Annotated in this window: 15 protein-coding genes; 7 read left to right on the top strand and 8 right to left on the bottom strand. The window is 63.3% G+C overall.

Annotated elements, in window-relative coordinates; genetic code table 11:
• Nucleotide 1: 1 nt before the first annotated feature.
• The 4 genes from soxX to IVA91_RS13175 form a co-directional block, all read right to left on the bottom strand.
• The gene (gene soxX / locus IVA91_RS13190) at nt 2–439 is read right to left on the bottom strand and encodes a sulfur oxidation c-type cytochrome SoxX (RefSeq protein WP_247279250.1); all 438 of its coding nucleotides are present in this window, start codon (nt 437–439) and stop codon (nt 2–4) included.
• A 194-nt stretch (nt 440–633) separates the two neighbouring features.
• Complete coding sequence (locus tag IVA91_RS13185) at nt 634–1,905, bottom strand: NAD(P)/FAD-dependent oxidoreductase (protein ID WP_247279251.1); 1,272 nt, start codon at nt 1,903–1,905, stop codon at nt 634–636.
• 54 nt (nt 1,906–1,959) lie between these two features.
• Nucleotides 1,960–4,146 carry a molybdopterin cofactor-binding domain-containing protein gene (locus IVA91_RS13180; RefSeq protein WP_247458819.1) on the bottom strand — a complete coding sequence of 729 codons (2,187 nt, stop codon included), beginning with the start codon at nt 4,144–4,146 and terminating at the stop codon, nt 1,960–1,962.
• An 11-nt stretch (nt 4,147–4,157) separates the two neighbouring features.
• Nucleotides 4,158–4,607 (bottom strand): (2Fe-2S)-binding protein, encoded by a 450-nt coding sequence (locus tag IVA91_RS13175; RefSeq protein WP_247279253.1) that lies wholly within the window; start codon nt 4,605–4,607, stop codon nt 4,158–4,160.
• Nucleotides 4,608–4,937: 330 nt separating this feature from the next.
• Here IVA91_RS13175 and IVA91_RS13170 point away from each other — a divergent pair, with 330 nt between their 5' ends.
• Nucleotides 4,938–6,542, top strand: a complete 1,605-nt coding sequence (locus tag IVA91_RS13170; RefSeq protein WP_247279254.1) for a radical SAM protein — start codon at nt 4,938–4,940, stop codon at nt 6,540–6,542.
• Between the two features lie 17 nt (nt 6,543–6,559).
• Here the strand turns inward: IVA91_RS13170 and IVA91_RS13165 are convergent, their stop codons facing one another.
• The 3 genes from IVA91_RS13165 to IVA91_RS13155 all read right to left on the bottom strand — a co-directional run bounded on the left by IVA91_RS13165 (nt 6,560) and on the right by IVA91_RS13155 (nt 9,947).
• Entirely contained in the window at nt 6,560–7,948 is a 1,389-nt protein-coding gene (locus tag IVA91_RS13165; protein WP_247279255.1) for an MFS transporter, read from the bottom strand.
• 386 nt (nt 7,949–8,334) lie between these two features.
• Nucleotides 8,335–9,312 carry an NADPH:quinone oxidoreductase family protein gene (locus IVA91_RS13160; RefSeq protein WP_247279256.1) on the bottom strand — a complete coding sequence of 326 codons (978 nt, stop codon included), beginning with the start codon at nt 9,310–9,312 and terminating at the stop codon, nt 8,335–8,337.
• Between the two features lie 77 nt (nt 9,313–9,389).
• Nucleotides 9,390–9,947 (bottom strand): ABC transporter substrate-binding protein, encoded by a 558-nt coding sequence (locus tag IVA91_RS13155; RefSeq protein WP_247279257.1) that lies wholly within the window; start codon nt 9,945–9,947, stop codon nt 9,390–9,392.
• Between the two features lie 190 nt (nt 9,948–10,137).
• Here IVA91_RS13155 and IVA91_RS13150 point away from each other — a divergent pair, with 190 nt between their 5' ends.
• The 4 genes from IVA91_RS13150 to IVA91_RS13135 all read left to right on the top strand — a co-directional run bounded on the left by IVA91_RS13150 (nt 10,138) and on the right by IVA91_RS13135 (nt 14,105).
• The gene (locus tag IVA91_RS13150) at nt 10,138–11,730 is read left to right on the top strand and encodes a hypothetical protein (protein ID WP_247458818.1); all 1,593 of its coding nucleotides are present in this window, start codon (nt 10,138–10,140) and stop codon (nt 11,728–11,730) included.
• A gap of 63 nt (nt 11,731–11,793) precedes the next feature.
• Nucleotides 11,794–12,837 carry a TAXI family TRAP transporter solute-binding subunit gene (locus tag IVA91_RS13145; protein ID WP_247279259.1) on the top strand — a complete coding sequence of 348 codons (1,044 nt, stop codon included), beginning with the start codon at nt 11,794–11,796 and terminating at the stop codon, nt 12,835–12,837.
• Nucleotides 12,834–13,463 carry a hypothetical protein gene (locus tag IVA91_RS13140; protein ID WP_247279260.1) on the top strand — a complete coding sequence of 210 codons (630 nt, stop codon included), beginning with the start codon at nt 12,834–12,836 and terminating at the stop codon, nt 13,461–13,463. The genes IVA91_RS13145 and IVA91_RS13140 overlap by 4 nt, the downstream gene beginning before the upstream one ends.
• A 24-nt stretch (nt 13,464–13,487) precedes the next feature.
• Nucleotides 13,488–14,105 carry a hypothetical protein gene (locus IVA91_RS13135; RefSeq protein WP_247279261.1) on the top strand — a complete coding sequence of 206 codons (618 nt, stop codon included), beginning with the start codon at nt 13,488–13,490 and terminating at the stop codon, nt 14,103–14,105.
• Nucleotides 14,106–14,392: 287 nt separating this feature from the next.
• On the opposite strand, the gene IVA91_RS13130 is transcribed toward IVA91_RS13135, so the two are convergent.
• On the bottom strand, nt 14,393–15,136 hold the full coding sequence (locus IVA91_RS13130) for an SDR family oxidoreductase (RefSeq protein WP_247279333.1): 744 nt from the start codon (nt 15,134–15,136) through the stop codon (nt 14,393–14,395).
• Between the two features lie 143 nt (nt 15,137–15,279).
• Between IVA91_RS13130 and IVA91_RS13125 the strand changes: the two genes are divergently transcribed.
• Nucleotides 15,280–16,050, top strand: a complete 771-nt coding sequence (locus IVA91_RS13125) for a methyltransferase domain-containing protein (RefSeq protein WP_247279262.1) — start codon at nt 15,280–15,282, stop codon at nt 16,048–16,050.
• Between the two features lie 197 nt (nt 16,051–16,247).
• Nucleotides 16,248–17,249: a DctP family TRAP transporter solute-binding subunit gene (locus IVA91_RS13120; protein ID WP_247279263.1), complete on the top strand. Its 1,002-nt coding sequence runs from the start codon at nt 16,248–16,250 to the stop codon at nt 17,247–17,249.
• Nucleotides 17,250–17,254 lie beyond the last annotated feature (5 nt).

Below are 17,254 nucleotides of genomic sequence, written 5' to 3'. Positions count from 1 at the left end.
CCTAGTCTCGGAGCGTTGCAAGATAGGCCACGATGTCCTCGATCTCGACGGCCGATAATATCGGCTCGCCGGCGAAATTGCGCCCGACGCGCACAAGCCCGTCATGGCGATAATAGGACGGCATGATGGTCTGCGGGTTGAAGCGCGAGGCATCGACCAGACGAAGCCGCAACTGACTCGCCGTCCACCGGTTCCCGGCACCGGTGAGATCGGGCGCGAGATCGCCCTGGAACGGCGTTTCCGGGAATGGACCGGAATGGCAGAGGATGCATGTCGTCGTGCGCGCCAGCACCAGCGCGCGGCCGCGCACGGCATCGCCGGGCGAGCCGGTGAGCGAAGCCGGAATGCCGTCGCCGATGATTGTGTAGGGCGCGAGGCTTTCGGCTTTCGCAACACCCGCGAGTGCAAGACTTGCTGCGACCAGCGCAGCGACAGTCAAGCGATTGTGTGAAGAGAAATCTAGCCGCGAACCCCTTTTACCTCTCCCGCTTGCGGGAGAGGTCGCGCCGAAAGCGCGGGTGAGGGCTCTTTCCTCTTGGGGGTTCTTGATTGCGGAGACACCCTCTCCCCAGCCCTCCCCCGCAGGCGGGGGAGGGAGCGCACCGTGTTCGTGGCTGGCAAGCGGACCGAATCTCATCCAAAGGTGTCCGCCGTGATGCTTTGAAACCAATGCTCGGCCTCAATCGCCTCGCGCGCACGCAGCTCGCGCGGCGCGTCAACGGGGCTGGTCGCGCCGCCTTCGACCTCCGCAAAGATGTCGCCCTTCGGCTGGTAATTGCCGGCAAGCGAAAAGCCGTAGCCGGGAGCGACAATGTTGTAGCAGACGCCGGTCAGCCGTGGCGTCTCCGGCGCACGGCCGGCAAGGAGGTTCACGATGGCAGCGGCGCAAGCCCTGCCTTGCGCGCTTGCAGCGGAAGCCGATTTGGGAATGCCGCCGCCGAGGCAGGCGTCGCCAATGACGTGGACATTCTTGACGAGCTTTGATTCGAAGGTGACGGGATCAATCGGGCACCAGCCGGTCGCGTCCGCAGCGCCTGCGATTTCGGCAATGCGCCCGGCGCGCTGCGGCGGAATAACGTTGGCAACATCAGGGGTGTAGTTGCCGAATTCGGTGACGATGGTTCTGGTTGCGGCATCGACCGAGGTGACGCGACCGCCTTGCGACAGCGCGACGCGATCGATCATATCGCCGTAGAGCTCCTTCCATGCCTTTTCGAACAGCCGCTGCTGTGAGAAACTGTCCTTGGCGTCGAGGATCAGCACCTTCGAGCGCGGCTTGTTCGTCTTGAGATAATGCGCAATCAGGCTGGCCCGCTCGTAAGGTGCTGGCGGACAGCGCAAGGGATTGGCGGGAATTGCGATCGCGACGGTGCCGCCGTCCGCCATCGCCTCCAATTGCCTGCGCAGCAGCAGGGTCTGCGCACCCGCCTTCCAGCCGTGCGGCATCTTTTCCGATGCGGCGTCGTCGTAGCCGGGCAGCGCTTCGACATGGAAGTCGATGCCTGGGGATAGCACGAGATGGTCATAACCGAACGCTTCCCCATCGGCCGCCGTCACGCTGCGCTTTTGCGTGTCGATGGTCGTCGCAGCCTGGGCGACGACGCTGATGCCCTGGGCGGTGAGCTTGTCGTACCCGAACTGCTGCGCCTCGATCTCGCGCAGGCCCGCGATCACCTCGTTGCTGAAGGGGCAGGAGATGAAGATATTGTTCGGCTCGATCAGGGTCACCTGCAATTTCGTATCGACACGCTTGAGCGCGCGGGCACAGGCCGCGCCGCCAAAGCCGCCGCCGACCACGACGACGCGGCCCGCCGATTGCGCCCGCAGGATCGAAGGTGCGGCGAGCGATGTGGCCGCAGCGGTGATGCCGAGGACGGCATTCCGCCGTGTCACCGGCGCATTCATGAGACTTGTCCGGAAAAATGCTGCGGCTGCCGTTGTGGCAGCCGCAGCGCTCTCTTAGGCGAAGGTGATGTTCTGGTCGCGCAGCGGCACCGAGCGGATGCGCTTGCCCGTTGCCGCGAAGTAGGCGTTGAGCACCGCCGGCGCCGCGACGCCGATGGTCGGCTCGCCGACGCCGCCCCAGAACCCGCCGCTCGGCACCATCACAGTTTCGACCTTCGGCATCTCGTTGATGCGCATCGAGTTGTAGGTGTCGAAGTTGGTTTGCTCGATCTTGCCGTCCTTGACGGTGCAGCCGCCGTAGAACAGCGCGGAGAGGCCATAGACGAAGGAGCCAGCGATCTGCCGCTCCACCTGCGCCGGATTGACGACATAGCCGGGATCGGTGGAGGCGACGATTCGATGCACCTTGATCTTGCTGCCATCGGTCACCGAGATTTCGGCGGCGCCGGCGACATAGCTGCCATAGCCCATGACCTGCGCGATGCCGCGATAGACGCCCTGCGGCGCGGGCGTGCTCCAGCCGATCTTCTCGGCAACGGCGTTAAGCACCGGGAGGTGCTTGGGGTGATTGCCCATCAGCTTGCGGCGGAATTCGAGCGGGTCCTGGCCTGCGGCCTCGGCCAGCTCGTCCATGAAGCATTCCATATAGATCGCGTTGTGATTGACGTTGACGCCGCGCCAGAAGCCGGGCGGGACGTGCGGGTTACGCATCGCGTGCTCGATCAGCAAGTTCGGCACCGAGTAGCCGAACGCGGCCTCGCCGGATTGGGCGACGCCCTGGAATGCGGCCGGATCCATGCCATTCTGCAACGCTTCGGGGCGCAGCGAGAACAGGATCGATTGGCCGGACAGGCGGTAGTGCAGCGCGACCAGATTGTTGTTGGCGTCGAACGCGCCGGTCATCTTGCACTGGGTGATCGGGTGATACTTGCCGTGCGCCATGTCCTCTTCGCGCGACCACAACAGCTTGATCGGTGTGCCCGGCATCTGCTTGGCGATCATGACCGCCTGGCGGACATAGTCGGTCTGGCCGCGCCGGCCGAAGCCGCCGCCGAGCATCACCTTGTGCACGTCGCACTTCTCCGCCGGCAATCCCGACGCCTCCAGCACCGCCGCGAACGCAGCCTCGCCATTCTGCGTGCCGCACCAGACCTCGCATTTGTCCGCGGTGTAGAGCGCCGTGGCGTTCATCGGCTCCATGGTGGCATGGTTCTGGTACGGGTAGCTATAGACGGCCTCGATCTTCTTGGCGGCACCGGCGATTGCCGCATTGGCGTCGCCGTTCTTGTTGCCGACATAGGCCGGCTGCGCGTCGTCGAGGCCTTCAGCCAGCCATTTCGCAATGGACTCGCTGGAGACCTTGGCGTTGTCGCCCTCGTCCCAGACGATCGGCAGCGCCTCCAGCGCGGTCTTGGCGTGCCACCAGGTGTCGGCAACCACGGCAACCGCGGTATCGCCGACCTTGACGACCTTCTTGACGCCCTTCATGCCGGAGACCTTGGCTTCGTCAAAGCTCTTCAGCTTGCCGCCGAACACCGGGCAGTCCTTGATTGCGGCGTTCAACATGCCCGGCAGCTTGACGTCGATGCCGTAGATCATGGCGCCGGTGGTCTTGTCGGCGGTGTCGAGCCGCTTCACGCCCTTGCCGATCAGCTTCCAGTCCTTCGGATCCTTCAGCTTGACGTCCGCCGGTGGACTAAGCTTGGCCGCAGCCTCGGCGACCTTGCCGTAGGTCGTCGTCCTGCCCGAGGGCGTGTGGGTAATGACGCTGTTCGCGGCCGTGCATTCGGATGCCGGCACTTTCCACGCATCGGCGGCGGCCTGGATCAGCATCACGCGCGCGGTGGCGCCACCCTTGCGGACATAGTCCTGCGAGGAGCGGATGCCGCGGCTGCCGCCGGTCGAGAAATCGCCCCAGACACGCTTGCGGGCGACGCTCTGGCCCGGAGTTGGATATTCGGTCGTGACCTTGGTCCAGTCGCATTCGAGCTCCTCGGCGACGAGCTGGGCGAGGCCGGTCAGCGAGCCCTGACCCATTTCCGAACGGGCGATGCGGATCACGACCGTGTCGTCCGGCCGGACCACGACCCAGGCGCCGACCTCAGGCGAGCCGTCGGCGGCGCGGACCACGGCGGGGCCGCCGAACGGGATGTCGAGGCCGATTGCGAGGCCGGCGCCGACCGCGGCCGTGCCGATGACGAAGGCGCGGCGGTTGAGCCGCGGCGAAACATGCTTATTCATGTGGGATTTCCTTACGCGCTTGCGATCGTGTGAATCGCCTCGCGCACCTGGGCGAAGGTGCCGCAGCGGCAAATGTTGGTGATGGCCTCGTCGATGTCGGCGTCGGTCGGCTTCGGCTTCTCGTTCAAGAGCGCGGCCACCGCCATAATCATGCCGCTCTGGCAATAGCCGCATTGCGGCACGTCCTGGGCGATCCAGGCTTCCTGCACCTTGTGCAGCGAATCTCCGGAGGCGAGCCCTTCGATCGTGGTGATCTTCTTGCCCTCGGCCTCACTGACGGAAACGCCGCAGGAGCGCATCGCCACGCCATCGATGTGAACCGTGCAGGCGCCGCATTGTGCAATGCCGCAACCGTATTTGGTGCCGGTCAGGCCAGCGTTCTCGCGGATCGCCCAGAGCAGCGGCGTATCCGGCTCGACGTCGAGTGTGAAAGTTTTTCCGTTGATTGTTAGATTTGCCATCGCAAGTCCCCTGATTGGCCCAATCCACCGATTGAACTCAGGGACGCAATGTGTCGGGCAAACTGGAACTGTTCAAATCAACAGTCCGAGGGTATCTGTTGCGCTGCCGCTCGAGAGGATGGACCGGAGCGCTGTTTTGCCTCATCCCTTCTCGATCGATTCGGGTTGACGCCTCTTCGGTGGGCGCCAATCCGCGGCTGAAGGCGACGTCCGGCCGTGAACGCCGGTTCCGGGCCGGACCGCCGCCGCACAGCGGCGACAGTTTGTCCCTTTTGCGGGATGCAAGACGCAGGCACTTTGGTACACTGCGCCGCCGCCAACAGGAGTTCCATGAACGTGCCGAGTCCCTGCAACGTACTGATGCTCTACCCGCTGTTCTCGGCAGAGTCCTTCTGGAGCTTTGGCGAATCCTGCAAAGTGCTGGGCGTCAAGCGACCTGCCGCCCCTTTGGGCCTGATCACCGTCGCCGCAATGCTCCCCAAGAGCTGGACGGTCCGGCTGATCGATTGCAACACGGCGCCTTTCAGCGACGACGATCTCGCTTGGGCCGACGTCGTCTTCACCGGCGGAATGCTGCCGCAGCAGGCCGACACGCTGCGCCTGATCGAGCTCTGCCGCGCCGCCGGCAAGCCGGTGGTCGTCGGCGGTCCCGATCCCACCTCGAGCCCCCACATCTATGAGCGGGCCGACTTCCGGGTGCTCGGCGAGGCCGAGAGCGTCATCGACGAATTCATTGCGGCCTGGGACAACGGCGCCCGGTCCGGCGTCTTCACCGCGCCGAAATTCCAGGCCGACGTCACCACGACGCCGGTTCCGCGTTTCGACCTGCTCAAGTTCGAGGACTACCTCTATCTCGGTGTGCAGTATTCCCGCGGATGTCCGTTCACCTGCGAGTTCTGCGACATCATCGAGCTCTACGGACGCGTGCCGCGGACCAAGACCAACGAGCAGATCCTGCGCGAGCTCGATATGCTCTACCAGATGGGCTATCGGGGCCATCTCGACTTCGTCGACGACAACTTCATCGGCAACAAGAAGTCGCTGCGGCTGTTCCTGCCCCAGCTCGCCGAATGGCAGCGCGCCCACGGCTATCCGTTCGAATTCTCCACTGAAGCCTCGGTCAACCTCGCCGACGATCCGGAGCTCCTGGAGCTGATGGGGGCGGCCAATTTCTTTGGCATCTTCGTCGGCATTGAGAGCCCTGATCCGGCGACGCTGGTCGCGATGCGGAAGAAGCAGAACACGCGGCGCAATATCGCCGAGAGCATCCACAAGATCTACGCCGCCGGCATTCTCGTCACCGCGGGCTTCATCGTCGGATTCGACAACGAGAAGGTCTCGATGGCGGAGGCGATGATCGATTTTATCGAAGAGGCAGCGATCCCCGTCAGCATGGTCGGCCTGCTCTATGCCTTGCCGAACACGCAGCTGACGCGCCGCCTGGAGCGGGAAGGCCGGCTACACCCGGGCCACGATGTGGCGCCGACCATCGGCGCCGATCAGTGCACGGCGGGGATCAACTTCGATCCGGTGCGCCCGCTGCGCGACATCCTGACGGATTACAAGCGGGTACTCGAGCACATCTACAGCCCTTCGGCCTATGCAGGACGCGTCGACCGCCTGATGACGCTGCTTGACCGTTCGCGGCAGCGCCACGAGCTCGCGGAAGGCGACAAGCGCGCCAAGCTCGGCGCGATGGAAACGGTGCACCGTGTGGTCACCGCCCTTCCCGAGGCGCGCGGGCCGCTGTGGCAGACCTTCATGAACTGCGCCAAGCGCGATACCTCATCGGCGCGCATCGCCGTGCAGATGATCGCCGCCTACGCCCATCTCGGACCGTTCTCGCGCAAGGTCATCGCTGCCATCGATGAGCGCCTGGCGGCGCTGGACAACGAAACCGTCACTCCGGCGACTGCCGACGTGACGGCGGCTTGACCCCTGGGCTCGGGAGCTTACTTCACCGCCAGACGCAGGAAGCTCATCACGCTGCCGAGCGCGGCAAAGCCTGCGCCGAGCGCCAGCGCCAATGTCGCGCCGTCGTGGCCCGCGAGCGCGAAGCAGGCCGCGGCGAGCGCCGCGCCCGTGGTCTGCCCGGTCAGGCGCGCGGTGGCGACGATGCCGGAGGCGCTACCGCTGCGATGCGGCGGCGCGCTCGACATGACCGCCTTCATGTTCGGCGCCTGGAAGAAGCCGAATCCCATGCCGCAGATCACCATCCGCCAGATGATGTCGGCAATGGCGGGATTGGCCGGCAGCATCGCCAGCAGCGCCATGCCGAGGCCGAGCAGCACGAGGCCGATGCCGCCGAGCAGCCCGACCGCGTGGCGGTCGGACAGGCGCCCGGCGATCGGCGCCATGATGCCGACCACCAGCGGCCATGGCGTCATGAAGAATCCGGTCTCGACCTGCGAGCGCCCGAGCACGTCCTCGAAGTAGAACGGCAGCGAGACGAAGGCGAGGCCCTGCACGGCGAATGAGCACACCGCGGTTGCCGCCGACAGCGCGAACATCGGCCGGCTGAACAGGTCGATCGGCAGCATCGGCGCGGGATGGCCGGCATGGCGGCGCGTCAGGATGATTCCGAGCGCGAGCGCCGAGACCAACTCGATGCCGACGACCACCGGCGACAAATTATGCGCGGCGCTGCCGATCCCGGTGATGAACAGGCCGAGACAGGCGGACGCCAGCATCGCGCCGAGAAAGTCAAAACCGTGGTCGGCGCGCGGAGTCTTCGGCAGCATTGCAAAGCCGATGCCGATCGCGACCAGGCCGAACGGGATATTGACGGCGAACAGCCATGGCCACGGGCCGAGCGCGAGGATCGCCGACGCAATGGACGGCCCGAAGGTGAAGGCGGTCGCAACCACCAGCGCGTTGTGGCCGAAGCCGCGGCCCTGCATCCGGCCGGGATAGACGAAGCGGACCAAGGCAGTGTTGACGCTCATGATGCCGCTGGCCCCTAGGCCTTGCAGCGTGCGCGCGACGAGCAGGCTGTCCAGCGACCAGGCCACCGCGCAGAACAGCGAGGCGATGGTGAACAGGATCAGGCCGCCGAGATAGATGCGCTGGTGCCCGACGATCTCGCCGAGCGCCCCGAGCGGCAGCAGCGTCGCCACCAGCGCGATCTGATAGACGTTGACGACCCAGACCGATTGCTCCGGCGTGACATGCAGGTCGGCGGCAATGGCGGGCAGGGCGATGTTGGCGATCGCGGTGTCGAGCGAGGCCATCGCCAGCGCGGTGAAGATCGCGGCGATGGCCCAGCGCCGCTGCGCGGCCGGCAGGCCATCGGAAATGGTGTGATCGGGCTTGCGCGCTGCGGCAGGTAACGTGATTGTCATTGCGTTATTGTCATTGCCTTGCGCATTGCACCGGCGGCGTGTTGATGGGCTTTCGGCATGTACTACGGCCGGGCCGCCTGCCACAGAGACAAGCACGCATGCTGTGTATGCGCACGCCCGCAGCTGGGCGCTCAGACAAAAAGTGCGAAAACAACCCCATGCACAGTAGGGATGGGTTTGATCGACAAGGGGTTTTCCAACTGCACCGGGACGACATCTGCCGTCGCAGCGACGTTGACACGTCGGGCAAAACACCGGCAGGATGCTATCCTGCCATCGATGGGCACAGGCGCGCATTGGTTCGCTGGAATGCGCGGTCCGCTTCGCGAGCAGCATATCCGATCATCTCGTCGCCATGCGCCCGACTGATCGGATGGTCGCTGTCGTCAGCTGATCCGAACAACCATCTTCCCGAGGGCGGAGCGCGTCGTCATCGCCGCGAAGGCATCCCGGAATTCCTCGAAAGGGAAAACCTTTCCGACAACCGGAATAAGCGTCTTGTTGCTGAGCCAGTCGAACAATTGGGCAACCGAACGGTCTCGTACCTCCGGCTCTCGACGGCCGATCTGGGCCAGGTCCACGCCCAGCAGCGCACCCCCTTTCAGGAGGGGCAGATTGAACCGCAGCGCCGGAATGGTCCCTGAGGCAAAGCCGATCACGAGGTGCCGGCCGTTCCACGCGATCGACCGAAACGCCTGAAGGCTCAGGTCGCCGCCGACCGGATCATAGATGACATCGGCGCCGTGACCGCCTGTCAGCTCGCTGAGCTCGTCGCGCCACCTCTCACCCGTGTAGTCCAGGGCGGCATCCGCGCCGAACCTGATCGCAAACCTTCGCTTGTGATCGGTCGATGCCGCCGCGATCACCCGCGCGCCCAGCAACTTTCCGACCTGAACGGCGGCTATGCCGACGCCGCCCGCAGCACCTAGAACCAGAAGTGTCTCGCCCCTGACCAGCTTGGCCCGCGCACTGAGCGCATAGAGCGCCGTGAGATAGTTGGCAAAGAAGGCGGCTCCCGTTTCTGGATCGATGCCATTCGGCGTCACGAAGAGGTCTGCGGCCCGAACGCAAATATAGTCTGCAAGGCCGCCGTTTCGGACCATCCCGATGACCGGCGTCCCTCGTGCAAAGCCCACCACATCGGAAGCCGCCTCATCGACGACGCCCGCAAATTCCGAGCCGGGCGTAAAGGGCAGAGGGTCCTTGGTCTGGTAGAGGCCCTGCACCTTCAAGCCGTCCACGAACCCGACCGCGGCCGCCTGGACCCGAACCCTGACGTGCCCTGGCGACAGCTCCGGCCTCGCGACCTCCTTGATGGCGATGTTTTCAATGCGATCGTAGTTTTCGACGACAACTGCTCTCATGACTCATTCCCAAACCTGGCGTCGGGCGAGGACGAAGCTCCGCTGCCGCTCGAAAAGCAAATGGTATTGTTCGCTTCCTATTCCGGCAATAGCGCCCATCGCTTGCCTTCGAACTTCATCAAACGGACCTTCTTGATCAGGCGATAATCAGTCTTGCTGTTTTCGAGAGCGATTCCGGGAAGGAGCACGGGAACGCGAAAATCGACGCTCGTCGCTCTCGCCATGATGTTCTTGCGCGTAAGGTGCGGGCCTGCCTGTTCGAGGATCTTCACCAGGCACCAGGCCTGAGCGTAGGCGCAGACGTTGAGGTAATCGTTGACGTCGCCCTGCGGATGGTACTTCGACATCCAAGCCCGCCAGTCCTTCATCTCCTGATCGTGGGCCCATTGCGGGTCGCTGGCGTCCTTGAGATATGCCGAACTCACGATGCCTTGGGCGGCTTCGTAACCCGCCGGCGCCAGGACTCCCGCGACACTGCTCGCCGTCTGAGCGACGAAGGTCGCCGGCTTCCAGCCCAGTTCGTAAATCCCCTGATGATCTGGGCGCATCCGCCGAGACGGACCAGACTTGCGGCAATGCGCTGATGCGATCCGTGCCCGCATGCATGATTTAATTTGACTTTTGTATAGCGTCAAAATTATATGGTTAATACATTTAAATATTTAATAATTATAAGCGGTTATTTCGATCTAAGCGTGTTTTGGGCGAGGACTGAAACCATGCGAACAGGCCGAAGTATTCGCCGCAACGGACTCGCTGTCGAACGAGGCCTGATCCATGCGCCGACCAATTGATACTGCACCGAGGAACGGAGAAGGCATCTGGGTGGAAGATGCGACCGGGGCTGTTGAGGTCGGCCATTGGTCATCGGAGGCGGGCAAATGGGTCTGGCAGGACGGCTCTCCCATCAATCCTGCGCCGACCCATTGGTGTCCGGCGATCGAGGAAGCCGATCCAGAGGAGGAACGATCGGGCAGTTGGCTGGTGGCGGTGGCAATTTTTGTTCCTATCATCCTCGTTGGCGCTTCCCTGCTCGGTGTGTTCGAGCCCTTCAATGCGCAAACGTTTCCGGACATGACGCGCATCGGCAGTGAGAGCGCCCTCAGCCTCGATCAGCGGCCGGAAATCACGACCGGATCGCTAGCTCCCCTTCAGAACGAAACGGCCGGAGCCCTGATGCACGCGGAGCCGGCAAGCGTGGTTCGAGCTCAGCAGCGGCTGGACGAAAACGCTCCGCGCGTTGAAGCACTCGCCAATCAGCTGGCCGAGGCGCACCGAGAGCTCGACGAGACAGTCCAGCGCACGCAGGCGGCGGAAATCGCCGCGGAGGAGCTGCAGAAATCACTTCAACAGGAGCAAGCCCACAGCGCCGCGCTCGTGAACGAACTTGCCGAAGCGCGCCGCGAGATCGATGCTGGTAAGGCACAATCCCGAAAGGCGGACGAAGTGGCCGCGCAGCAGAGAGAGGCGGCGGCGGGCGAGATCGCAGAACTGCAGCAGTCCCTTCAGCAGGAGCGGCAAAGAAGCGGCCTGCTCGTGAAGCAGGCGAACACCGCGCAGGCAGCGGCGGCGAGCGCTGAGCAACAACGCCACGAGGCGCAGGCACGCGCCGCCGCACTCGCGAGCGAACTCGCCGGAATACCTCGCGGATCGCTCATGGCGGAAGCTGCGGCAGCGGAGCAAAGCGAGGCGGCGGAGCGGGAGATTGCGGAGCTGCGGCAGTCTTTGCAAGACGAGCGGCAGAAGAACGCCGACCTCGTCGCCGGGACCAAAGCAGCGCAAGCGATGACGGCCAATGCCGAACAACAACGGCGCGCTCTCGAAGAGGCCCAGGCGCATGCAAGCGCGCTCGCGAGAGAACTTGCGGAAACGCGCCGTGAGATCGAAACGCGGAACGTGCAATTGCGCGAGGCGGCCGATGCGGCCTCGCAGCAGAGACAGGCAGCGACGCGCGAGATTGCCGAGTTGCGGCAGTCGCTGCAACAGGAGCGGAGCGCGGTCGAAGCTCGGGAAAGAGCCGGCGCATCGGCAAGGGGCCTGACCGATGTGCGCCTTCCGGTGGAGCAAACGAATGAAGGCGTCATCTTGCCGGCGAGGCAGAACGTGGAAGTGACCGTACCGGAGCCGCCGACAGCCGCAAATCAAAACGAGGCGGAGGCCCGATTGATCCCGCGCGCCAGGGCATTGCTCAACCAGGGAAATATCGGTGCAGCGCGGATTGTCCTCGAGCTCGCGGCTGAGAAGGACATTGCGCAGGCAAGCTTCATGCTCGCGGAGACATATGATCCGGCGGTCTTATCCGCCTGGGGGACTTATGGAACGCGCGGCGAAGCGGCCAAGGCTCGAGAACTCTACGCGAAGGCACACCGGGGCGGTATTCGCGAAGCGAAGGAACGGCTGGATGCGCTGCGGCGCTGAGAATCGGCCCGTTGCATTTCGGCGGGACAAAAGGTTGCGACAGATGATCCAGAAGGGAACGACATGAACAGGGTGCCAAATTCAACCTCGTTGCTTCTGCTCGCCGCGCTGACGACATTCGCCTCGATGCTTCAGCCGGCTCGCCTGGAAGCGCAAACCGGAAAAAGCGCCAGGGCCGAGGCACAAATGGTCCGACGGCCGCTCCCGCTAGAGAACGAAAAAGACCGGATGAACGCCTGGACGGTCGGGCTCGCCAGCGGCCTGCTCGAGGGCGCGCCGATCCGCCTCGCCGCAGAAATGGCTCGCGTCGTCGATGACGGAGCAGACCTGCATCTCCTGCCGATCGTCACCCGGGGCGCCACCGACAATCTGAATGCGCTGCTCTATTTGCGTGGCGTGGATACCGCCATCATCAATTCCGACGCACTCGAAGAGTACAAGGTTCAGGCACCGCAGATCCGAAGCCGCATCACGTATCTGCTCAATCTCTTCCCATCCGAGCTGCACATTTTCGTGCGACCGGAAATCGCGAGTCTGCAGGATCTTGCCGGCAAGAAAGTGAACTTCAACACTCTGGGCACCGCAGCCGCCTATTCAGGACCACTGATCTTCAGCCGCCTCGGCATCGATGTCGACAAGACATTCATTCCGCATCAGGTTGCCTTGGAACAGATGCGCAAGGGCGAGATGTCGGCCGTCGTGTTCATCACATCGAAACCGGTCGACGCCTTCGTAAAGGGCCGCTGGGAGGCTGGATTCAAGTTCCTCCCGGTCCCTTACGACAGCAAGTTCGAGGACTATTATCTGCCCGCGAGCCTTGACGCCAATGAGTATCCCAATCTGATCAGGCAAGGCGAGCGGGTCTCGACCATCGCGGTGCCAACAGCGCTCGTTGCCTTCAACTGGCCGCAACGTTCGAATCGCTACCAACGCGTGGCGCGCCTTGTCGAGTACCTGTTCTCGCGAATCGACCGCCTGCAGGCTCCAGGCTTCGATCCGAAATGGCAGTCGATCAATCTCGCGGCAGAGGTTCCAGGGCTCACCCGATTCCAAGCTGCGCAGGTATGGCTGGATCGCAAGGCTCGCAGCGTACAGGCGAGGCCATGAAGACTGCCGCTCCTCCGATTGCCCTCGCCCTGAACGTCGCCTGTGGAATCGCTTACGCGCAAAACACGAGCGATCCCATGGAAACACTTCGGGCTTGTTCGGCGATGGAGGGGGCAGCCCGGCTGGAATGTCTACAAGATCTGTCCCGCAAGATTCCGCCGCCCGGCCGGCGGGCGTCGGACGATAGCTGGCTGGTCAGCGAGACCACTTCGCCGGTCGACTATTCACCGATCGTCACCGCCACCACCTCTTCCATTGGCGGCTCGGATGGCGCGGCGATGCAACTCGCAATCCACTGCCGCAAAGGCCGGACGGAAGTCATGGTCGCAGGACCGACGGTGTCGCGCAATGCAAACGAATACGTCGTCTCCTTTCAGCTCAATGCGGAGCCGCCAATGCAACTCACGGCAGCCTCGCCGTCATTCGGCTCTGGCGTTGCTTTCGGCGGCGACGTCGTGCAGTTGCTGAGGTCGCTACCCGATGACGGTTACATCGATGTGCGTCTTTCCACCCGTACTGGCGCGGTGCAAGAGGGACACTTCCTGCTCAGCGGATTCAAGAATGTGCGCAAAAAAATGGGGGCTGCATGCAAATGGCCACATGCCGTCGCCAGACCAGGAAGGTGATGGTCAGGGAACGGGAGACACGAGATGATTAATCCAAAGTTGACGATGGCAGTCATCAGCGGCCTGGCGATGCTGCTTCTGATCGGACCAAGCGCGCAGGCGCAGCAGGACAACCAGTGGCTCCCGCAGGCGAGTGCGAACAGTCACGCGAGCTACCCGAAGCATCCGGCTCGACAGAAGCCGGCGAGAAAGCCGGAGCATAACCACACAAGCAAGCAGGCCGCTGCGAACAACACGATGATGACGCAGGCAACAAAAACCGAGAGCGCCAGCAAGCCGCACCGGCTGATCCTGCAGGTCAATTCCAACGAACCTGCGATGATGAACCTCACACTCAACAATGCGACCAACGTCGCGCAATACTACCGCGATCGCGGTGAACCAGTATCGATCGAGGTTGTCACCTTTGGTCCAGGTCTTCACATGCTGCGTGACGACACCTCGCCGGTGAAGCCTCGGATCGAGGTGCTAGCGATGAGCAATCCCGAAATCGCCTTCAAGGCTTGCGGCAACACGCAGGAAAACATGCGTAAGGCGGAGAACAAGGACATAAGCCTGATTCCACAGGCCACGCTTGTCAAATCCGGTGTCGTCCGCGTCATGGAGCTGCAGGAACAGGGCTGGAGCTACGTCAAACCGTGAGGTCCGCCCGCAACCCAGGGCAATCCCATATGGCAAGCAGCATTCTTTGCGGCCCTTCCTTCGAGACCCCCCGCTTTGGCGGGCTCCTCAGGATGAGGCGGAGTGTGCGGCAGCAGTTTCAACGGGCCCGATGCCAATTAGCCTCATCCTGAGGAGACCGCTGGAAGCGGTCGTCTCGAACGACGAGGCGCTTGCTCAAGCCGCTCCAAGAGATCATATGCGACAGCCCTGCCAGCAAACCGGACCCCGCATGCATTCGCGGGCCGAGCGGATTCAGCAGCCCGCCCTTAAAACTGATATCTCCGCAAGCCCCCGTCCACCGGGATCACCGTGCCCGTGATGTAGCGCGCCACCGGTGATGCCAGGAACACCGCGAGCGCAGCGAGATCTTCCGGCTCGCCCCAATAGCCGACCGGGATCTCTTCCTCGGCAAAGCGCTCGCGATAGTCCGGCGGGTAGTTGCGGCGGATCTGCTCGCTCATGATGCGGCCGGGCGGGATGCAGTTGATGGTGATGCCGTGCGCGCCGATCTCGCGTGACAGGCCCTTGGCCCAGGCATGCACGGCGGCCTTGGCGGCGAAGGCGGCGTTCAGGCCCTCCGGCTCGGACTTGCCGGTGATATTGACGATGCGGCCCCATTTGCGTTCGATCATCTGCGGCAGCAGCGCGTGCGCGATGCGGCGGTAGCTGGTGAAATTCAGCGCGATCGCCTCGTCCCATTTGCTGTCGGGCGCATCAACGGGCAGCGGACGGCTGCCACCGGCATTGTTGACGAGGATGTCGACATGGCCGAGCTCGCTCACGGCGAAGGCCGCGATGTTCTCGGCGGCGTCCTTCGCCATCACGTCCTGCTCGAACGGAGCAATCAACCCGCCGCCGACTTCTTTCACCAGTTCGGCGAGAAGGTCGTTCCGCCGCGCCACGCCCACGACGCGCACGCCTTCGGCAGCAAGGCCCTTGGCGATGGCGCGGCCGATGCCGATGCTCGCGCCCGTGACGACAGCGGTTTTCGATTTGAGCCCGAGGTCCATGGTCACACGCTTTCTTAATTGCTTCTGGCTGTTGCTTTCGTTTCCTGCCCGGTCCTGCGGGCTTTGCGAATTGCCCGACCGGGACGAGCAGTGGTAACCAGAAGCTTCGGCGAAGGAAATACGAAAAAGAAAAGGCGCGAGCGATGGTTTGGGACCCGCAGCAATATCTGAAGTTCTCCGGCCACCGGCTCCGGCCCGCCCTAGACCTGTTGATGCGGATTCCGGATTTCGCTCCGCGCGCGATCGCCGATCTCGGCGCCGGCGCCGGCAACGTGACCAAACTGATTAGGGAGCGTTGGCCTGAGGCCACCGTGACGGGAGTCGAGGGCTCGGCCGAGATGGTCGCGGCCGGCCGCAAGACCGCGCCCGAGGTGGAATGGTCGCATGAGGATCTCGGCCATTGGCGCCCTGCCCAACAATACGACTTGATCTATTCCAATGCCGCACTGCACTGGCTGCCCAATCACGCGGCGCTGTTTCCGTCGGTGATGGAGAAGGTGACCCCCGGCGGCATGCTCGCGGTGCAGATGCCGCGCAACTTCACCGCACCGTCGCACGTGCTGATCGGCGAGACCGCGCTGAATGGTCCCTGGCGGTCCAAGGTCGCGCATCTCGTTACGCCACCGCCGGTCGAAGCGCCGGCCTTCTATCATGATCTGCTTGCACCGATGTCGGCCTATATCGACATCTGGGAGACGGAATATCTGCAGGTGCTCGAAGGCGAGAACCCCGTGAAGGAATGGACCAAGGGGACCTGGCTGACGCGCTATCTCGATGTGTTGCAGGGCGATGAGAAGGCCGCGTTCGAAGCGGCCTATGGGATGCGCGTTGCCAAGGCCTATCCGAAGAATGCGGCGGGGCAGACGCTGTTCCCGTTCCGGCGTCTCTTCATGGTCGCCCAGCGCAAAAGCTGATGGCGCTGCCGCAATGCGGCATAAGCGCTCGTTTCCTTGCACTGTAGCGGCTCCGGGTTGCGCACCCGGCTGCCGTCAAGTTAGCTTGGCTGCGGCAAATTGGGCTTAGGTCTAGTTGTTCGGGTGGCAGATTGCTGCCACTACTGACCTGAAAAACAAAAAGAACCCGGCTTTCGAGGTTGTTGGGAGGTTACTTCATGCGCAAGCTGCTTCTTGCGGTCGCCGCCACGGCCATTCTCGTGGCCTCCGCCGCTGCCCAGGCCCAGAACCCCGTCGTCATCAAGTTCAGCCACGTCGTTGCCAACGATACTCCGAAGGGCAAGGGCGCGCTGAAATTCAAGGAGCTCGCCGAGAAGTACACCAACGGCAAGGTCAAGGTCGAAGTCTATCCGAACTCCACGCTATACAAGGACAAGGAAGAGATCGAGGCGCTCCAGCTCGGCTCGGTGCAGATGCTCGCGCCGTCGACCGCGAAATTCGCGCCGCTCGGCATCAAGGAGTTCGAGGCGCTCGACTTGCCGTGGCTGTTCAAGGACGACCAGACCTATGCCAACGCGATGAAGGGTACGGTCGGCAAGTGGCTGTTCCAGAAGCTCGAGGCCAAGGGCATCACCGGGCTCGCTTATTGGGACAACGGCTTCCACATGGTCTCCGCCAACCGGCCCCTGATGAAGCCGACCGATTTCCAGGGCCTCAAGTTCCGCATCTCGGGATCGAAGATTGCCGACCAGTATTTCCGCCTGGTCGGCTCGATCCCGCAGATCATGGCGTTCTCCGAAGTCTACCAGGCGCTCCAGACCGGCGTGGTCGACGGCTGCGAGAACACGGCGTCCAACTATCTGACGCAAAAGTTTTACGAGGTGCAGAAGGACATCACCGTGTCTTATCACGCGCATCTGCAATATGCCGTCATCGTCAACTCGAAATTCTGGTCGGGCTTGCCGCCCGACATCCGCACCCAGCTCGACAAGGCGATGGCGGAGGCGACCGATTACACCAACTCGATCGCGCGCCAGGAGAACGAGGACGCGCTGGCCGAGATCAAGAAGACGGGCAAGACGACGCTGCATTACCTCAGTGACGCCGATCGCAAGGCGTGGCAGGAGGCGATGCAGCCGACCTACAAATGGGCGAAGGGCCGGGTCGGGCAGGAGGTGCTCGATCTCCTCGCCAAGGAACTCGACGTCAAGATGAACTGACGGCC

Source organism: Bradyrhizobium sp. 153 (assembly GCF_023073835.1).
In the GTDB taxonomy this organism is placed as follows: domain Bacteria; phylum Pseudomonadota; class Alphaproteobacteria; order Rhizobiales; family Xanthobacteraceae; genus Bradyrhizobium.
Note: the sequence above shows the minus strand (reverse complement) of the source record. Positions and strands in the feature narration are given on the sequence as shown.

What these genes read in the sequence shown, in the direction of transcription:
- IVA91_RS13130 (WP_247279333.1), bottom strand. Translation starts at nt 15,136, where the DNA reads ATGGACCTCGGGCTCAAATCGAAAACCGCTGTCGTCACGGGCGCGAGC.
- IVA91_RS13145 (WP_247279259.1), top strand. Translation starts at nt 11,794, where the DNA reads ATGAACAGGGTGCCAAATTCAACCTCGTTGCTTCTGCTCGCCGCGCTG.
- IVA91_RS13140 (WP_247279260.1), top strand. Translation starts at nt 12,834, where the DNA reads ATGAAGACTGCCGCTCCTCCGATTGCCCTCGCCCTGAACGTCGCCTGT.
- IVA91_RS13170 (WP_247279254.1), top strand. Translation starts at nt 4,938, where the DNA reads ATGAACGTGCCGAGTCCCTGCAACGTACTGATGCTCTACCCGCTGTTC.
- IVA91_RS13185 (WP_247279251.1), bottom strand. Translation starts at nt 1,905, where the DNA reads ATGAATGCGCCGGTGACACGGCGGAATGCCGTCCTCGGCATCACCGCT.
- IVA91_RS13160 (WP_247279256.1), bottom strand. Translation starts at nt 9,312, where the DNA reads ATGAGAGCAGTTGTCGTCGAAAACTACGATCGCATTGAAAACATCGCC.
- IVA91_RS13125 (WP_247279262.1), top strand. Translation starts at nt 15,280, where the DNA reads ATGGTTTGGGACCCGCAGCAATATCTGAAGTTCTCCGGCCACCGGCTC.
- IVA91_RS13135 (WP_247279261.1), top strand. Translation starts at nt 13,488, where the DNA reads ATGATTAATCCAAAGTTGACGATGGCAGTCATCAGCGGCCTGGCGATG.
- IVA91_RS13175 (WP_247279253.1), bottom strand. Translation starts at nt 4,607, where the DNA reads ATGGCAAATCTAACAATCAACGGAAAAACTTTCACACTCGACGTCGAG.
- IVA91_RS13165 (WP_247279255.1), bottom strand. Translation starts at nt 7,948, where the DNA reads ATGACAATCACGTTACCTGCCGCAGCGCGCAAGCCCGATCACACCATT.
- IVA91_RS13120 (WP_247279263.1), top strand. Translation starts at nt 16,248, where the DNA reads ATGCGCAAGCTGCTTCTTGCGGTCGCCGCCACGGCCATTCTCGTGGCC.
- IVA91_RS13180 (WP_247458819.1), bottom strand. Translation starts at nt 4,146, where the DNA reads ATGAATAAGCATGTTTCGCCGCGGCTCAACCGCCGCGCCTTCGTCATC.